Consider the following 16798-nt stretch of genomic DNA (forward strand, 5'->3'; position numbering starts at 1 on the left):
TGCCCACCATGAATCGATGGGTAGTAGTAGTTTGCAATTTGGGTTAATTGTGATTTTAGCCATGCGTTGTCTTCTTTGCTCGCTACTTCTTGCAGAAATTGCATTCGAAATGGTTCAAAAAAGGGGTAATAACGCCGATGCAATGCATTGGCAATGGTATTGCCAATATTGATTAGTTGTTTTGCCAGTACCGATGGTTTAAGGTCTGTAACAATATAAGCACAAATATAACGCTTTGACTCAAAACATTCGTTTGCTGCTTCAAAGCCAATTCTATCCAATATTGGGCTTTCTAAAAATTCATCGGGTTCGGCAAGTTTAACCAGTGTTGGGCAGACGCTTGGGTCATAATCTAAATCCGAACGTAAAACTTGCGTAAGTTTTTTTTCGCTAAATGGGTGGCCTTCACCAAATAGGTCTATTAACCCTTCTTTTGATAATGGTTCAACTGGGTTAAGGGCGACGATGTTATCAACCAATAAGTAACGATATTTAGATAAGTTGTTGGTATTATTTAATTCAAAAATCATTATTTCTTATATATTTCCTTTTTTCCATTTAAAGTAATATTTCTTTTTTATCCAATTTACTGTTGCTGATGTATTTTGAAATATTTTTAATAAAATAGTATTTAATATAAAAATGATGAGTATCGAATTTGTATAGCGATAGCTTGGAATTAATTAATAAGCCAAACCATAAAGGGAAAAAATAAAGTTTATTATGTATAAGAGTATTCAAATTAATCAATACAATGCTGCACAATGAGTGAAATCGATATATCAACAACTCTATTAACCTTACGCTTACTACTGACCTTATAATATTTCAATTATCAGCAATGATAATTAAAAACGCAAAAATTACACTTTTTTTACCTATTTTGCAATATTTACTTTTATTTAATATTTCGATTTAGTTTATTTATGGAAAGTATCTTTTATTAAAAATCTATAGCTTAAAGAAAACCACAAAGAAGAGGTATCCCGCTTTTTAATTAGATATAAGCAGGCTAAAATTGGTTAAATAGTGGGGAACTTGATTTTTTATAACCAGTGATTTTATCCAAGATATAATAGACTAAATGTTATTAATATTATCGCTTGGCTTTAATTTGTTTTATATTGTTTCGTATCAATTGTTAATATGCATAAAACCCTAATGTTTTTGAATAAAAGGATGAGTCTTTATCTTTATCCATTAGCACAATAATTGCCGTTGGTCTGTGTATTTGTTGCCTTAGTTTTGCTAAGCTCTGTTGGTCTAGTTGGGGGATGTCTTTTTTTATTTTTTCCCATTTTTTAAGGCTAATTCCAATACGACTTTGTTCCCATGCGTATTTATCACTATTAGTGCAGTACGGTATTATTTTGTCTTGTTCTTTATAAGCTAAATAGAGATTAACACTAGGTTCTGTTAAGCGGGTGGAGAGTTCAACTTCTTTATCCCATTCTTGACTTAGGTTGCCACGGCTATAACCGTCGTTAAACTTTAAGACACTTTGTTTGGCGATAGATGATTCGCTATATTTCCGTCCTGTTGCTTTATCATGCACTTCTTGTAAACCTGTTGGTGGTATTTTATCTTCACTATAGACTGACTCAATTAACAATCGTGCGTCTTCTGGCATTTTGATAACCTTTTGTTTGCGCAAAATGTTTTGGGTAAACCACAAATAGGCATGATCAGAATAGACGTAGCTAGTATTGCGGAAAGGTGCATCATCGAGCCAATCTTTATTAGGCTCTTCTTGCCAAGTTGGGGCTAGTATTGTTAATGTTGGTTTATCACGATCATCTTCAAGCTTAGTTTTATTAAACGGTTTGATATTGCCTTGGCTGTCACGAATATGACGTTGCAAGCGACCTGCGCGTTGAATGAGTAAATCAATCGGGGCTATATCGCTAATCATTTCGTCAAAATCAAGATCTAAGGATTGTTCAATCACTTGTGTGGCGATGATTACTTTTCCTGATCGAATCTGATGATTAGATGTTTTGCCTGCCCATTGCAAGGTTTTTTGTTCAATTTCGATTCGATCACAATAAGCAAAACGGCTATGGAATAGTAAAATAGCGTTGGTATCTAAATTTAATTCAAGTTGAAGTTGTTGATACAAAGTAATGGCATCACTGACACTGTTTTTGATCCAACAAATGATTTTTCCTTGTGCTAATGCTTGGTGTATTTTACTTATTCCTGCGTCGGTATTGCTGATCCAGTCAATATTTACCTGACGTTTAACTTCTTCTCTTGTGGCAATGGCTTGTTCAGTTAAACCTTGATGATTAAGTTGTGTCATTAGTGGAAAAGGTAAGGTTGGGTTTAACATTATACTTTGTTTATTGTTAGTTAATCCTCTATAAAAAGCATTAAGCAGTTTTTCACGTAAAAAATAAGGTAAGGTAGCCGTCAAAATTATAGCACTGCCACCTTGTAAAGCGTGATAATGTAATAAGACTTCCAATAATTTAACCATATAACTGTCATACGCATGGACTTCATCTAATATAAGCAATTTGTGTCGTAAACCTAATAAGCGTAATGATTGATGTTTAAATGGCATCACCGCCATTAAGGTTTGATCTAATGTACCGACACCAACTTCAGCTAATAAGGATTTTTTGCGCGTGTCGACAAACCATTCATTACATTCAGCGCTAATTGTTTGCTCACCTTTTGGGTAGTGTTGTTCGCTATTCTCGTCTCTGTTTAATATCGAATCAGTAAAGTTCGGGTTCATATCGCTGTTTCCATGGGATAAAACAAGAGAAGGATGACTATCCGGTTGATATAACTGTCCATATACACTTGCCATACGTTGATAAATCGCATTTGCAGTTGCTTGCGTTGGCAAGCCAATATAAATCCCCTGTGCTTTTTTTGCCGACATGAGTTTGTGCGCTAAGATCATCGATGCCTCGGTCTTGCCTGCTCCAGTCACATCTTCCATAATAAATAATTCCGCACCATGATCAGATAATTGACAAGAAAATGCTTGTTGTTGCAGTGGTGTTGGTTTTTCAATAAATGGAAATAAGGTTTTAATACTTGTGAAAGGTGCAATTGGTGATGATTTTGGTAAGGATGCTACGGCTTTTTCTGCCTGAATAATGGCATGGTTTTGCCAATATTGAGTGAGTGGCATTGCGTTTGAACAAAATGGGAAAAATTGTTTGTTAGATCCTAACCAATCACTAATAACTGTTAAGGCTGCAATTAGCCAACTAGTTTGTTTAAGCCTGTTGCGTATAGTTTTATCAAAAAAATAAGAAGGGTAGTGATTTAATTTATTATCAATAATAAATAGTTGATTAATCGCGTTGATATATTCAAGTGATGCTTGTTTGTCTTGTTTATTAAAAGATGAATTACCATTTGCACTAATCAATGGCGGCTTGCCATGATGCCCTGTCATAATGGGTAACCAGATATCAAAAAACAGGGTGATATCTCGATTATGGTTATCAAGCAGAATTTCTGTTTTATTTCTAAGAAATTCATTCCATAACCAAAAACCAAGTGAGTCATGTCTGGTTGTGTATTGTTTAGTTGGATCGGCGGCTACAAGCATTGGGTTATTATGCTTAAATAATTGCTGAAATCCATTAGCAAATTTGCCAATATCATGCCAAGATAAAAAATAGGCAAACCAAAGTGCGCTCTTTTCATTATCTTCTTGGGAGAAACCAATTTGTTCAAAAAGTTCAGCAGAATTGAAATAATTTTGTTTTACAATTTGATATCCACAAGCCGCTACATCTAAATTATGATAAGCAAGTAAATGATAACTATCGCTATCAGAACTTTGATGACATTTTCCCCAATATTGATAATACAGCTCACTCATTATACTTTTTATTCCTATATAACTTTTATTCGGTGTTACTTTTAAACGATAACGTATTGCAATATAAACTTTAATTAAATTAAGTTTTAACTTTTTATTAATCTAATTTTTGGGTATTAATTGGCTATTATTAATAAGACTCAATTTAAGTTATCTTATTTTAGATTATGCTTGATAAAAAGTTAAAAGTTAAAAGTTAAAAGTTAATCATGGTATATCAGTTGCTTAATATAGCGTTGTTTATGTAAAAATATAAAGCGGTTTTTTGCTAACATTTTTATTTAACATTAATTTTATCAATTAGGTTTTGCTCATTTAGTTGAAGTTTGGCAAAATAGAGCGAATTAAATAAGTAGAATTAATATTGTTTTTCGTGTTTATTAAGTAAATTAATAGGGTTATGCAATTAGTATTTGTGCAATATTATGTTTTAAACAGGGATTAAATTAGAGTGATTAATCGAATTAAACCAAAAATACAAGCGATACTCATCTTAAGTTGCATGAGTGGATTTGCTATTCTTTCTTCCCCTGTTTTCGCTAATGAAGAGCTAAAGCTTTTAAATAATATAGTACAACCAGTACAGCCGAGCGAAAAAATTTATTATAAAACAGTCTTTTCACTTTCAGGTCAACCAAAGTATCCTGATAATTTTCAACATGTTGATTATGTCAATCCTAATGCACCTAAAGGTGGCGTAATTAAAATGGCTGAAGTTGGGGCTTTTGATAATTTGAATCGCTATGCTAGCCGTGGGGCACCTGAACGAAACTCAGGCGCGTTATATGACACGCTTTTTACCAATACGGCTGATGATATTACCAGTTTTTATCCACTTATTGCGACGTCAATAACTTATTCTGATAGTTATCGTTGGGCAGAAATTACTATTAATTCCAACGCTCGTTTTCAAGATGGAAAAACAATAACTGCCCATGATGTTGAGTTTACCTTTCATAAATTTATGACTGAAGGTGTGCCTCAGTATCGTGTTTATAATAAAGGTATTACAGTTAAGGCAATAGATGATGAGCATGTGCGGGTTGATATTCCCGATTCCGATCGTGAAAAACTCCTTTCGTTTGTTGGTAGTATGCGCGTTATGCCTAAACATTTTTGGAAAGATCATGATCTTTCTGAACCATTAATTACGCCACCTATTGGTAGTGGTCCTTACTACATTAGTGATTATAAATTAGGGCAATATGTTGTTTATCGACGTAATCCAGATTATTGGGCGCGTGATTTACCCATTAATAAAGGCTTAGATAATTTTGACGAAAAACGCATTGATTATTATATGGATGATAATGTTTCACTAGAAGCCTTTAAAGCAGGTGAATATGATTTGCGTGCTGAAGATCAACCTAAAAACTGGTTTACTCAATATCAAGGTCGGTATTTTGATTCTAATTATATTATTAAACAAGAAAAACCAGTTCAAACAGCTACCGATACTCGGTGGCTTGCATTTAATTTACAAAAAGATCTATTTAAAGATATTAAAGTTCGTGAAGCAATTACCTTAGCATTTGATTTTGAATGGCTAAATCATGCCTTTTATTATGACAGTTACAAAAGACCTTATAGCTTTTTTGAAAATACCATTTATGCCGCAACTGGTACACCTAGCGAGCAAGAATTAAAATGGCTTAATGCCTATAAAGATATTATTCCAAAACGTGCTTTCGGTAATGCCTATTATTTGCCAAAAAGCGATGGTCAGGGCTTTAATCGTGATAATTTATTAAAGGCAGCTGAATTACTAAAACAAGCGGGCTGGGAAATTAAAGACGGTAAGCTGATTAACACTAAAACACATCAGCCATTTGAATTTGAACTAATCAGTTACCTTGGTAGTGATATTAAATATGCCATTCCCTTTCAACAAAATTTAGCGCGTTTGGGGATCACCATGAATATTACCTTACTAGATTCAGCACAACAATTACGACGTGTTCGTGAACGTGATTATGATATGGTTGCACGTGATTATTATGCCGTCAATTACCCAAACTCTAATTTGCAGATACTTTGGGGGAGCGAGTATCTTAATTCATCTTGGAACGCATCGGGTTTGCATAACAAGGCGATTGATGCCATTATTGCTGAAATCACCAAGCATGTGGATAATCAAGAAGAATTAGTCCCGTTAGGACGAGCGCTTGATCGTATTTTAACGCAAGAATATCCAATGATTCCAATGTGGTATAACAGTAAAACGTATTATGCATACTGGAATAAATTTGGGCAACCAGCTATACAACCGACTTATGCAATAGGTGTTGATAGCTGGTGGTATGATGCTAATAAAGCAGCTAGCCTGCCTAAAAATCGGGAACATTAATATGCTAAATTATCTTATTCGCCGCTTGTTGTTGATTATTCCAACATTGTTTGTGATTTTAACTATCAACTTTTTTATTGTACAAGTTGCGCCTGGTGGACCCGTTGATCAGGCTCTTGCTATGATTGAAAACGGACCGCAAGCAGGGCAAGGGCTATTGCCTGGGAGTGGTGGCTCATCTACGCCAGTGCAGCAATATAAAAATGAATCAAATTATCGCGGTTCACGCGGACTTGATCCCCAAGTTGTCGCAATGATAGAAAAGCAGTACGGCTTTGATAAACCGATATTTGAACGTTATATCGAAACACTAAAGAAATATATATTATTTGATTTTGGTAATAGTTTTTTTAAAAGTGAATCGGTACTAGGTTTAATTGCCAAAAGTTTACCTGTTTCAATTTCATTGGGATTATGGAGTACTTTGATTGTTTATCTCATTTCAATCCCGTTAGGCATTTGCAAAGCAGTGAAAGATGGTTCTGCATTTGATTTTTGGTCAAGTACATTAATTATTATTGGCTATGCGATACCTGCTTTTTTATTGGCAGTTTTATTGATCGTATTATTTGCTGGTGGTAGTTATTGGGATATTTTTCCTCTACGTGGGCTAATATCAAACCATTTTGATCAACTCGATTTTTGGGGCAAAATAAAAGACTATGCATGGCACATCTGTTTACCCACTATTGCAATGGTTATTGGCGGTTTTGCATCACTCACCATGCTAACTAAAAATTCATTTTTAGATGAAATCCGCAAACAATATGTAATAACCGCACGTGCTAAAGGATTAAGTGAAAGAAAAATTTTATATAAACATGTTTTTCGCAATGCAACATTACTGATTGTATCAGGCTTTCCTGCAGCTTTTGTTGGTATTTTATTTACTGGTTCATTATTGATTGAAATTATCTTTTCGCTTAATGGAATTGGGCTATTGGGATATGAGGCAATTATACAACGCGATTACCCAGTGATTTTTGGTTCATTGTATATCTTTACATTAATCAGCCTTATTACTAAATTATTATCTGATTTATCTTATATGATGATTGACCCACGTATTGACTTTGAGGCTCGCAACTAATGACCACCCATTATTCTATTAATCAACAGCGTTGGCAACGATTTAAACAGAATCGTCGTGGTTATTACTCACTTTGGTTATTTATGATCTGTTTTGTGATTAGCTTATTTGCTGATTTTATTGTTAACGATAGACCCATTTTTATTAAATATCAGGATAATTACTATTCGCCGATTTTTCATTTTTATCCAGAAACGGAATTTGGTGGACAATTAGCCACGCAAACTAACTTTCTTGATCCTGCTGTACAAAATAAAATAGAAGCTAATGGCTGGATTTTATGGGCGCCATTTCGTTATAGCTACAATACATTAATTTATGATACATCAAACACGTTTCCAACGCCGCCTTCGGCATCACATTGGTTAGGCACCACTGATGCAGGTTTCGATGTATTAGCCAATATTTTATATGGTTTTCGCATATCTATGTTTTTTGCGATTTTCTTGACGATTTTCACTTCAATTATTGGTGTCATTTTTGGGGCAATACAAGGCTATTATGGAGGTAAAATTGATCTAATCGGTCAACGTTTCATAGAAATATGGAGTGGGTTACCAGAGCTATTTGTTATTATTCTATTAGCTAGTATTTTACCGCTTAATTTTTGGTGGTTATTAGGTATTACCGTATTATTTGGTTGGATGGCTTTAGTAGGTGTAGTGCGTACTGAATTTTTGCGTACTCGCAATTTTGATTATATTCGTGCAGCTAAAGCAATGGGAGTTAGTGACAGTAAAATTATGTTTCGTCATATCTTGCCTAATGCCATGGTGGCAACATTAACCTTTTTACCTTTTATACTTTGTGGCTCGATAACAACACTAACAGCGCTAGATTTTTTAGGTTTTGGTTTACCGATTGATTCGCCATCACTAGGACGATTATTACTACAAGGTAAAAACAATCTACAAGCTCCTTGGCTTGGCATCAGTTCATTTTTAGTTATTGCAACTTTACTGTCACTGCTTATTTTTATTGGTGAAGCAGTAAGAGATGCATTTGATCCAAACAAAGGAGTGTATTAATGAGTTCTCCTTTATTATCCGTTCAGGATTTAAGTGTTGCATTTAAACGTGGTACGCATTTACTATCGCAAGTAGTAAGTAATGTTAGTTTTGATATTAATGAGCAAGAAACACTTGCGCTAGTGGGTGAATCTGGCTCTGGAAAAAGTATTACTGCGCTATCTATTTTACGTTTATTAGGTAAAGAACAGGTGGTATACCCGACGGGCGATATTTTGTTTGAAGAAAAATCATTGTTACATGCGCAAGACAAAGAACTTCGGAAAGTTCGTGGTAATGAAATTAGTATGATCTTCCAAGAACCGATGGTGTCATTAAATCCTTTACATACAGTTGAAAAACAGCTTTACGAAGTCCTTGCATTGCATCGAGGTATGAGCCGCCAGAATGCACGTAGTGAGATTTTGCAATACCTTGATCGTGTAGGCATTAGGGAATCAAAAAGTAAATTATCAGCTTATCCTCATCAACTATCTGGTGGCGAAAGGCAGCGTGTAATGATTGCCATGGCTATATTAACGCACCCTAAATTATTGATTGCTGATGAACCGACAACAGCACTTGATGTATCTGTTCAGGCGCAAATTATTCAGTTATTAAAAGAGTTAAAGAAAGAATTGAATATGAGCATGCTGTTTATTTCACATAATCTTGGTATTGTGAAAAAACTAGCTGATAAAGTAGCTGTTATGCAACAAGGCGAAATTGTTGAATACAATAATAAACAGCGTATTTTTTTACGCCCGCAGCATACCTACACACAAACATTATTGAATTCAGAGCCTAGTGGCGATCCAGTGTCACTGCCAGATACACCGGGTATACTACTTAATGTTAATCATCTTAATGTCGAGGTGATTACTCAAAAACGGCTATTTAGTAATAAAAAAAAGAAAATTATCGACAACGTTGGCTTTTCAGTGCACCAAGGTGAATCGCTTGGTATCGTTGGGGAATCAGGTTCAGGAAAAAGCACAACAGTGTTGGCTATTTTACGTCTGATAAACTCTCAAGGTGAAATCGTATTTGATAGTCATCCAATACAAAATTTAACGGGAAAAAAATTGTTACCATTTCGTAGTCGTATCCAAGTGGTGTTTCAAGATCCATTTTCTTCTCTTAATCCCCGTCTTAATGTTGAGCAAATTATTAGTGAAGGGTTAAAAACTCATAAAAAACTTAGCAAATCCGAACGTGAGCAAGCTGTAGTTGATATTATGCAAGAAGTTGGCTTAGATCCGCAAATTCGTTATCGTTATCCAACCGAGTTTTCAGGTGGGCAGCGTCAACGAATAGCCATTGCAAGAGCATTAATTTTGAAACCTGAGTTATTAATTTTAGATGAACCTACTTCATCTTTAGATCATACAATGCAACAGCAAATTTTAAATCTGCTTAAATCATTGCAAGAGAAGTATCAGTTAAGTTATATATTCATCAGTCATGATTTAGCTGTGGTTTGCTCAATGTGTCATCAAGTGATAGTCATGAAAGACGGTAAAGTTATTGAGCAAGGCTCGCATGATAAGATCTTTTTTGAACCAGAAAGTGAATATACTAAAACATTACTGTCATTTTTAGATAAGTCGTTTTTCTTAAAAGCAAAAAATAAAACATTTATTTATTCTGATAAGACCAATGAACAACAGGATAAAGATGATAAAAAACAGAAAAATAAAATAAATTGGGGTGATGCGCTGTTAATGCGTAAGGAATAAAGCAAATCAATAATGATGTGTTGATAACTGATTTAACCAAATAAATATATCGGAAAATTATGCAAAAAAAAATACTCTCTTTATTATTAATACCGTGTTTATCTTTGATTTCGTTAAATGCAATGGCATTATCATGTGGTGATAATGCCGATCAAAATACTGTTGAAGCAAACAATTATATTTTTCAACTATTTGATTATATTGATTTGCCTGTAAAAGGTATTAAGCAAGAAACCACAACGACAATCACAAAAGACGAAAATACAAATCAAACAATAGCAAATCATACATTGGATTATGACCCAAATGGACTAATTATACAAAGTCACTATGAACTTTATTCGGATAATAATAAGCAGCTGTATTCCGAACATTTGCAAAAGATTGATACAGGCTGGGAAAACATTATTGAAGATTTTGAAGATAAAACTAACAGCATCACTCAATTCACTACAGATACACAAGGTAAAATTATTCAGTCGCATCAAGTGAAAAAAGCTGTTAATTTTATTTTTATTCAAAACGATAGTTATCAATATGACAGCAACAATTGCTTGATTAATAAAAAGGTAAGATGGCAACTTAAAGAAACCGATATCAATGGTCAATATACTGATAAAGCTTTAAAAGGTAACTCTGTTTTTACTTATAACTATCAAGATCAAAAACTTTCTAAATTTGTCTCTCAATTTGGTAAGGATTTGAAAAGTGAAAGTGATTTTTTATACCAATATGATAATAATCACCGCTTAAGCGCAATACAGTCTTTTTACTCTTCATCTGGTAAAAGATCGATCCATTATGCAACTAATTTCTTAACCTTTAACGATAAAAACGATTGGTTAACAGCCAGTAAAGTAAGGAAAGATCAAAATAATAAACAGGCAAATATTATTAGAAAAGTGACTTATTATTAAATTTTCTAATTAATAAGCGTTATTTTAGGAATAACGCTCATTTCCATTTAGCCATAAAACAAACAGTTATACTCTAACAAACAAAATATAGATTGCATGTAAAGTCCAAGCCAATGCGATGCCATATGCTAGAAAGTTTTCGCGTTTAGGGGAGATTTTAAAATGGTGTAAAATGGTTAAAATCTGCTTCAATCCATACCAGATTGGTAATGAAATCATTAATAATAAAAAAACTTTGCCAAAGTCAGTATTTGCTAATTTTAAAATATAAGAACGGGTTCTAGCATCACCTAAAGGAATAATAAATCCCATGATAATAATTACAACTGGAACAAAAATAGCTGCCCATGTGCTACCTAAATTAAATAACCCTTGGATAATACGATTTCTTGAGCATTGCTTTTGTTTTTCTTGAATTTTCATTATTTAACCTACTTAACTTAATACCACTATAATTAACCATGCCGATCCCATTATTGTTATTAACCATAAGCTAGCAATAAGTAAAAAGGATTGAGGTTTACTTTTAAACATTAATAGGTTAGGCATCTGTTTAAACCACATTAAGCTATGCGCTAGCGCCAATAGTAACGCAACACTATTAAGTATAATCACAATGGGTTTTTGCAAAAAAAAGATGAATCGATAAAACTCATCTTGCCCAGCGGCATTAGTGTACATACAAATTACGCCATAGGTTAGAACAAAACTAACCCAAATCATCGAAAAGGGAGTTAACTTGATAAAGATTGAAAAAAACAAATGCATTTTAGTTTCTATGTGATTAGTGCTAGAGCTAGAAGGCGTATCTATGCTGCCTTGGTTATCTGTTAGTGGGTATTTATCGTTACCTTTTTGATTCATAACTTTCTCAACATTACATTTTATTTATCTGTGATCAGTAATTAAATGTCGTTTATAACGGTAGCGCTTATAGTTTGCAATTATAATGCTTACTTGACTTGAAATCACTAATACTAAGCTAATAATTATATAGATTTTAATAGGGTAATGTTACGCATTATGTGCTTCATCTTTTAAATTTTTTTATGAAAATTAAATGTAAAAAAATTTAAAATGTATTATATTTATAACCTATATGAATTATTAGCTGTAAGTATTTATTTGGAGTATTATAATTTGTCTACTTTATCTTTATTAGACGAAAAATGGATACCGGTTGTTCATTTTGATGGTCATATTAGTAAAATAAGTCCCTGCCAGTTAGTTGATGAAACCATTTCAGATTTAGCCTATTTCAGACCCGATTTTCAAGGTGCCGCTTATCAATTTCTTATCGGTTTGCTACAAACTACTTTTGCTCCAGACGATAATGATGAGTGGTATGAATATTGGGATAATGGTATTAAACAATCTCAATTAGACTCAGCTTTTAAACCTGCTGAGCTTGCTATGCAATTTGGGGCAGCTAAACCAGCTTTTATGCAAGACTTTAATAAGTTAAAAGGCAGTAAGGTATCGATAGCTGGCTTGTTAGTTGAAGCGCCAGGTGAAAATGCATTAAAGAAAAATACCGATCACTTTATTAAACGTGATTTTGTTAAAGGTATTTGTCCGCACTGTGCGGTAATTGCGCTATTTACTTTACAAACTAATGCACCATCTGGTGGGGTTGGGCATCGTGTTAGTTTGCGTGGTGGTGGACCTATCACTACCTTAATAATGCCAGAATGTAATCAATCTACCCCATTATGGAAAAAATTATGGTTAAACGTTATACCATTAGATGACGAAGAAAAACCACAACAATTTGATGATTCGGTCTTCCCTTGGCTCAGTGCTACAAAAACCAGTGAAGCACCAGGAAATTTAAGTGTTTTTCCTGAACAAGCCAATTATTGTCAAGCCTACTGGGGGATGCCGCGTCGAATAGAGCTTGATTTTGAACAAACCGAACAAGGACAATGTGATCTTTGTGGAGCGGCTTCATCTACACTTATTACTCAATACCAAACTAAAAATTACGGTACTCAATATCAAAATTGGCGACATCCGTTAACTCCTTATCGGACTGACATCAAAACAGGTGCACCGATTGCTATAAAGGGGCAACCGGGTGGTTTAATATATCGAGATTGGTTAGGTATGGTCAGTATAAATGATAATATGCAATCAGCCAGAGTGATATCCACGCATTATGGTCGTAGATTACAATCGAGTGATAAATATCATTTATGGTGTTTTGGTTATGATTTTGAGAATATGAAAGTACGTTGCTGGTATGAACATACTTTCCCTTTTTATCTTGATTTAGCTGATCCTGATTCTGATATCAAAGAATTAATTGAGCGGGCATTAGATCTTAGTAAAGATACCTTGCCGATATTGCGTAAGGCCATGACTAGTATAAAAAAAGAGTCAAGTTACTTAGATATTGCTTATTGGAAGGAAACAGAATTTCCATTCTATCAATTGGTCAAACAGCTTATTGCCGAAAAAGATAATCCAGAAGGTCGGCTACCTTTATTGAATAGTTGGGCAAAGACTTTGCTAACTTATATTACTCAAACTTATGATAAAGCCGCTTTTGGTGATCCTGATCAGACATTTAAATTTATTAAAGATAACAATAGCAACCAAAAGGTGTTTTGCCAAATTAGTGCGAGAGAAAGATTGCTCACAGATTTTAATAAACTTAAATATTTTAAAAAAATTAAAGAAAGCAAATAGTCTTGCTTGTAGAAATGGAGAACAATATGTCAAACAGCCTTATCCAAAAACCAATTGTACTTAATGAAAACCATAAAAAAATTATTGATGAATGGTTTTCGATGCTACAACAACGGCTATATAACTTCAACGGTGGCACTTATAATGGGCGAAAGCTTCGCTCAGAATTACGTCGATCATCGTCACTTTACGCAGTAATGTTACAAGAAGGCTATATGATTTTAGCTAATGCATTATTTAATGAAAGTAGTGCATTAGCCTCAAAACCGATTTATCACCAGGCATTGGCTCAATTTACGAGGGTTGCTGCATTTGCTGATGCAAATAATGGAAAGGGGACTTTTGCCGCACAACTAAGTGAAAGAGTTAAGAGTGGAGAACGTAATTTTTTATCTTGTTTGCGTTTTGAACAACTTTTAGCAAGTCAAACACCTGAAGAATTTTGCATTCGCTTAATTCGTGCTGTAAAAATGAGGGGTGAAAAAGGCGTAAATCTTTTTTCCCTGGCTGATGGCATCTTTTTATGGATGCAAGAGTGGCACGATCGTCAGCAAAATTTACTACGTAATACTGATCCATTTAAACGTCTTTCTGTTCGTTGGGCAATGGATTACAACTCAACTAAAAAACAATCTAAGGAATAACTATTATGAGTACATTTATTCAATTACATTTATTAACTGCTTATGCGCCTTCTAATCTGAATCGTGACGATTTAGGACGACCAAAAACGGCCAAAATGGGGAATAGTAATCGTTTACGTATTTCATCACAAAGTTTAAAAAGAGCATGGCGAACATCGGAATACTTTTATCAATCTTTAAGCGATAACATCGGTATTCGCTCTCGACGATTTGCAAGAGAATTGGTTTACAAACCGATGGTTGAACAGGGTGTTGTTGATAAAATAGCCAAAGAAAGTGCCATTAAAATAGCGGAGCAATTTGGTAAATTAAAAAAAGAGAAAACTCCAAAAGATCCATTGGATAATTTGGATATTGAACAATTGGTACATATTAGTAACGATGAACAACGAGCGATAGCTCAATTGGTTGAACAGCTGATCAACGAAAAAAGAGTACCAACTGATGACGAAGTAAAATTATTACGTAAACAAAATAGTAGTATTGATATTGCGCTATTTGGACGAATGTTAGCTGACAGCCCATCGTTTAGTGTGGAAGCTGCGTGCCAAGTTTCTCATGCTTTAGGTGTAAGTTCCGTTGCCATTGAAGATGATTTTTTTACTGCTGTCGATGATTTAAACAACAAAGATGTAGATGCAGGATCGGCTCATTTAGGAGAGCGTGCTTTTGCTTCAGCACTCTTTTACACTTATATCTGTATAAGCCGTGATCTGCTACTTGAAAATTTAAATGGCGATGAAGCATTGGTTGAAAAAACACTTAAAGCCTTAACTGAATCTGCAACAAAAGTAGCACCATTGGGTTTGCAAAACAGCTTTGCATCTCGTGCTTATACTTCTTATTTACTCATTGAAAAAGGAACGCAGCAACCTAGATCGCTTGCTGTGGCTTATTTTAAAGCTATTTGTAGCGAAGATTTGGTTAACGACGCTATTACGCGTTTAGAACAACAACTGGATAAGTTTGATAAGGTATATGGTCAATGTGCTGATAGCCGATATGTGCTTAACACTGAAACAGGTACAGGAACCTTAACCGATGCATTAGATTTTGTTGTGCAAAAATAAGGAGCAGACAAGGTGATAAAACATCTTATTTTTCAAATTTATGCGCCTTTAACCTCGTGGGGAGAACATGCTGTTGGTGAAGTACGCCACAGCAATATTATTCCTTCCCGCTCTGCTTTATTGGGCTTAGCGTCGGCAGCATTAGGTATTCGGCGCGATGATAAGCATATCGAAACCTTTAATCGGCATTATCATTTTGCTATTCGCCCTTTTATTGCCAATAACAGTTGGTTCAGGGATTTTCATACTCTTCAGGCGCCAAGGGCTAATAAAAAAGAACCCCTTTATACCCGTTTTGATGAAATTCGCCGAAATCCGAAAGAGTTAGAAACTTTGCTTACGCATCGCGAATATTATAATGATGTTTATTATCAAATTGTAATGACTGAAACCGAAAAGGCACCTTATTGTGTTGAGCAAATACAGCAGGCATTATTAACGCCAGAATTTCCACTTTATATAGGCAGGAAAAATTCACCACTAGCGTTACCTTTATCGCCTGTTATCTATGAAGGTACGCTCAGCGATGCTTTTGTTTATGCAGATAAATATTATCGACAACATCATCACAACGATCCTGTTATTCGTGATTTAATCGAAAGCGTTGCTGATGGATACTATTGGGAACATGCCGATCAAGAGGCTAATTTTGATTTGATTAAAATTCAGCTTCGTCAAGATCAGCCGATTAATCGGCAGCGTTGGCAATTTGAAAATCGCCGACAGTATGTAGGATATTTAAAAAGGAGCGAATAGATGTATTTTTCCCGAGTTACCCTAAAGTTAGATCGGCTTTCTTATCCGATGCAACAAAAAATGCAATCTGCTGGTTCTTATGCACTTCATCAATGGTTATGGCAACTCTTCCCTAATCAAAATAAGCGTTCGTTTTTATTTCGCGAAGAGCAAACAAACAAAGGTCGACAGTATTATCTATTATCAAATGTTGCGCCACTAGCTGAGCACGAACTATTTTTTGTGGAAACAAAACCCTATTCGCCACAATTGACATCAGGATTAGAGTTAATTTTTTCCTTACGTGCTAATCCAGTTGTTGTTAAAAATGGTAAACGTTGTGATGTCATGATGAACGCTAAGTACATTGCTAAAGCTGAGGATAAGGAAAAAAATCTATCTAGTAATGATATAAAAATTTATCAAAATAAAGCTGCACTTGATTGGCTAATTCGGCAGGGAGAAAAACGTGGCTTTTCCTTAAAGCAAAACGACAATCAGACAATTAATTGTGCTATTACTAGCTATAACCTAAACCTTTTAAATAAGGCAAAAAATCTTAAGCCGATTAGGTATAGTAGTGTTGATTTTGAAGGAGTTTTAATTGTCACTGATCCTAAACTATTTTTGGAAACGCTTTATCAAGGCATTGGTAAAAGTAAAGGCTTTGGTTGTGGATTATTCTTGATAAAACGCTATCAATAGGGC

At 34.4% G+C, this 16798-nt stretch carries 13 protein-coding genes and 1 pseudogene; 10 read left to right on the plus strand and 4 right to left on the minus strand.

Annotated features, from left to right (window positions below):
* Both A9G34_RS00395 and A9G34_RS00400 read right to left on the minus strand, forming a co-directional pair.
* Nucleotides 1-530 (minus strand): annotated as a pseudogene (locus tag A9G34_RS00395) (hypothetical protein); the annotation flags it as partial.
* A gap of 611 nt (nucleotides 531-1141) precedes the next feature.
* Nucleotides 1142-3850, minus strand: coding sequence for a CRISPR-associated helicase/endonuclease Cas3 (locus A9G34_RS00400; RefSeq protein WP_065568545.1), 2709 nt, complete (start codon nucleotides 3848-3850; stop codon nucleotides 1142-1144).
* A 502-nt stretch (nucleotides 3851-4352) separates the two neighbouring features.
* Here A9G34_RS00400 and A9G34_RS00405 point away from each other — a divergent pair.
* From A9G34_RS00405 to A9G34_RS00425, 5 genes are read left to right on the plus strand one after another with little or no spacing between them, the layout of a single operon-like run.
* Nucleotides 4353-6197, plus strand: coding sequence for an extracellular solute-binding protein (locus A9G34_RS00405; RefSeq protein WP_065568640.1), 1845 nt, complete (start codon nucleotides 4353-4355; stop codon nucleotides 6195-6197).
* Between the two features lies 1 nt (nucleotide 6198).
* Nucleotides 6199-7287: a microcin C ABC transporter permease YejB gene (locus A9G34_RS00410; protein ID WP_065568546.1), complete on the plus strand. Its 1089-nt coding sequence runs from the start codon at nucleotides 6199-6201 to the stop codon at nucleotides 7285-7287.
* Nucleotides 7287-8315, plus strand: a complete 1029-nt coding sequence (locus tag A9G34_RS00415; protein ID WP_065568547.1) for an ABC transporter permease — start codon at nucleotides 7287-7289, stop codon at nucleotides 8313-8315. The genes A9G34_RS00410 and A9G34_RS00415 overlap by 1 nt, the downstream gene beginning before the upstream one ends.
* A complete protein-coding gene (gene yejF, locus A9G34_RS00420; RefSeq protein WP_065568548.1) occupies nucleotides 8315-10033 on the plus strand; it encodes a microcin C ABC transporter ATP-binding protein YejF in 1719 nt (572 codons plus the stop codon). Before A9G34_RS00415 ends, yejF begins: the two co-directional genes overlap by 1 nt.
* A gap of 59 nt (nucleotides 10034-10092) precedes the next feature.
* Nucleotides 10093-10950, plus strand: coding sequence for a hypothetical protein (locus tag A9G34_RS00425; RefSeq protein ID WP_065568549.1), 858 nt, complete (start codon nucleotides 10093-10095; stop codon nucleotides 10948-10950).
* A 66-nt stretch (nucleotides 10951-11016) separates the two neighbouring features.
* Here A9G34_RS00425 and frdD read toward each other — a convergent pair whose 3' ends face one another.
* Both frdD and A9G34_RS00435 read right to left on the minus strand, forming a co-directional pair.
* On the minus strand, nucleotides 11017-11373 hold the full coding sequence (gene frdD / locus A9G34_RS00430; RefSeq protein ID WP_051825096.1) for a fumarate reductase subunit FrdD: 357 nt from the start codon (nucleotides 11371-11373) through the stop codon (nucleotides 11017-11019).
* 12 nt (nucleotides 11374-11385) lie between these two features.
* The gene (locus A9G34_RS00435; RefSeq protein ID WP_034944508.1) at nucleotides 11386-11814 is read right to left on the minus strand and encodes a hypothetical protein; all 429 of its coding nucleotides are present in this window, start codon (nucleotides 11812-11814) and stop codon (nucleotides 11386-11388) included.
* A 276-nt stretch (nucleotides 11815-12090) separates the two neighbouring features.
* Here A9G34_RS00435 and casA point away from each other — a divergent pair, with 276 nt between their 5' ends.
* Genes casA through cas6e form a run of 5 tightly spaced genes read left to right on the plus strand, consistent with a single transcriptional unit; the run spans nucleotide 12091 to nucleotide 16795 of the window.
* Nucleotides 12091-13641: a type I-E CRISPR-associated protein Cse1/CasA gene (gene casA / locus A9G34_RS00440; protein ID WP_065568641.1), complete on the plus strand. Its 1551-nt coding sequence runs from the start codon at nucleotides 12091-12093 to the stop codon at nucleotides 13639-13641.
* A 26-nt stretch (nucleotides 13642-13667) separates the two neighbouring features.
* The gene (casB, locus tag A9G34_RS00445) at nucleotides 13668-14285 is read left to right on the plus strand and encodes a type I-E CRISPR-associated protein Cse2/CasB (RefSeq protein WP_176701010.1); all 618 of its coding nucleotides are present in this window, start codon (nucleotides 13668-13670) and stop codon (nucleotides 14283-14285) included.
* 5 nt (nucleotides 14286-14290) lie between these two features.
* Nucleotides 14291-15355: a type I-E CRISPR-associated protein Cas7/Cse4/CasC gene (cas7e, locus tag A9G34_RS00450; RefSeq protein WP_065568550.1), complete on the plus strand. Its 1065-nt coding sequence runs from the start codon at nucleotides 14291-14293 to the stop codon at nucleotides 15353-15355.
* A gap of 12 nt (nucleotides 15356-15367) precedes the next feature.
* The gene (gene cas5e, locus A9G34_RS00455) at nucleotides 15368-16111 is read left to right on the plus strand and encodes a type I-E CRISPR-associated protein Cas5/CasD (protein WP_065568551.1); all 744 of its coding nucleotides are present in this window, start codon (nucleotides 15368-15370) and stop codon (nucleotides 16109-16111) included.
* Complete coding sequence (gene cas6e, locus A9G34_RS00460; protein WP_065568552.1) at nucleotides 16112-16795, plus strand: type I-E CRISPR-associated protein Cas6/Cse3/CasE; 684 nt, start codon at nucleotides 16112-16114, stop codon at nucleotides 16793-16795.
* The last annotated feature ends 3 nt before the right edge of the window (nucleotides 16796-16798 follow it).

It is taken from the genome of Gilliamella sp. Choc4-2 (assembly GCF_001690355.1).
GTDB lineage: Bacteria > Pseudomonadota > Gammaproteobacteria > Enterobacterales > Orbaceae > Gilliamella > Gilliamella apicola_A.

Bases quoted from the DNA above. Each gene is read 5' to 3' on its own strand.
- A9G34_RS00400 (WP_065568545.1), bottom strand. From the start codon at position 3,850: ATGAGTGAGCTGTATTATCAATATTGGGGAAAATGTCATCAAAGTTCT.
- A9G34_RS00405 (WP_065568640.1), top strand. From the start codon at position 4,353: ATGAGTGGATTTGCTATTCTTTCTTCCCCTGTTTTCGCTAATGAAGAG.
- A9G34_RS00410 (WP_065568546.1), top strand. From the start codon at position 6,199: ATGCTAAATTATCTTATTCGCCGCTTGTTGTTGATTATTCCAACATTG.
- A9G34_RS00415 (WP_065568547.1), top strand. From the start codon at position 7,287: ATGACCACCCATTATTCTATTAATCAACAGCGTTGGCAACGATTTAAA.
- yejF (WP_065568548.1), top strand. From the start codon at position 8,315: ATGAGTTCTCCTTTATTATCCGTTCAGGATTTAAGTGTTGCATTTAAA.
- A9G34_RS00425 (WP_065568549.1), top strand. From the start codon at position 10,093: ATGCAAAAAAAAATACTCTCTTTATTATTAATACCGTGTTTATCTTTG.
- frdD (WP_051825096.1), bottom strand. From the start codon at position 11,373: ATGAAAATTCAAGAAAAACAAAAGCAATGCTCAAGAAATCGTATTATC.
- A9G34_RS00435 (WP_034944508.1), bottom strand. From the start codon at position 11,814: ATGAATCAAAAAGGTAACGATAAATACCCACTAACAGATAACCAAGGC.
- casB (WP_176701010.1), top strand. From the start codon at position 13,668: ATGTCAAACAGCCTTATCCAAAAACCAATTGTACTTAATGAAAACCAT.
- cas7e (WP_065568550.1), top strand. From the start codon at position 14,291: ATGAGTACATTTATTCAATTACATTTATTAACTGCTTATGCGCCTTCT.
- cas6e (WP_065568552.1), top strand. From the start codon at position 16,112: ATGTATTTTTCCCGAGTTACCCTAAAGTTAGATCGGCTTTCTTATCCG.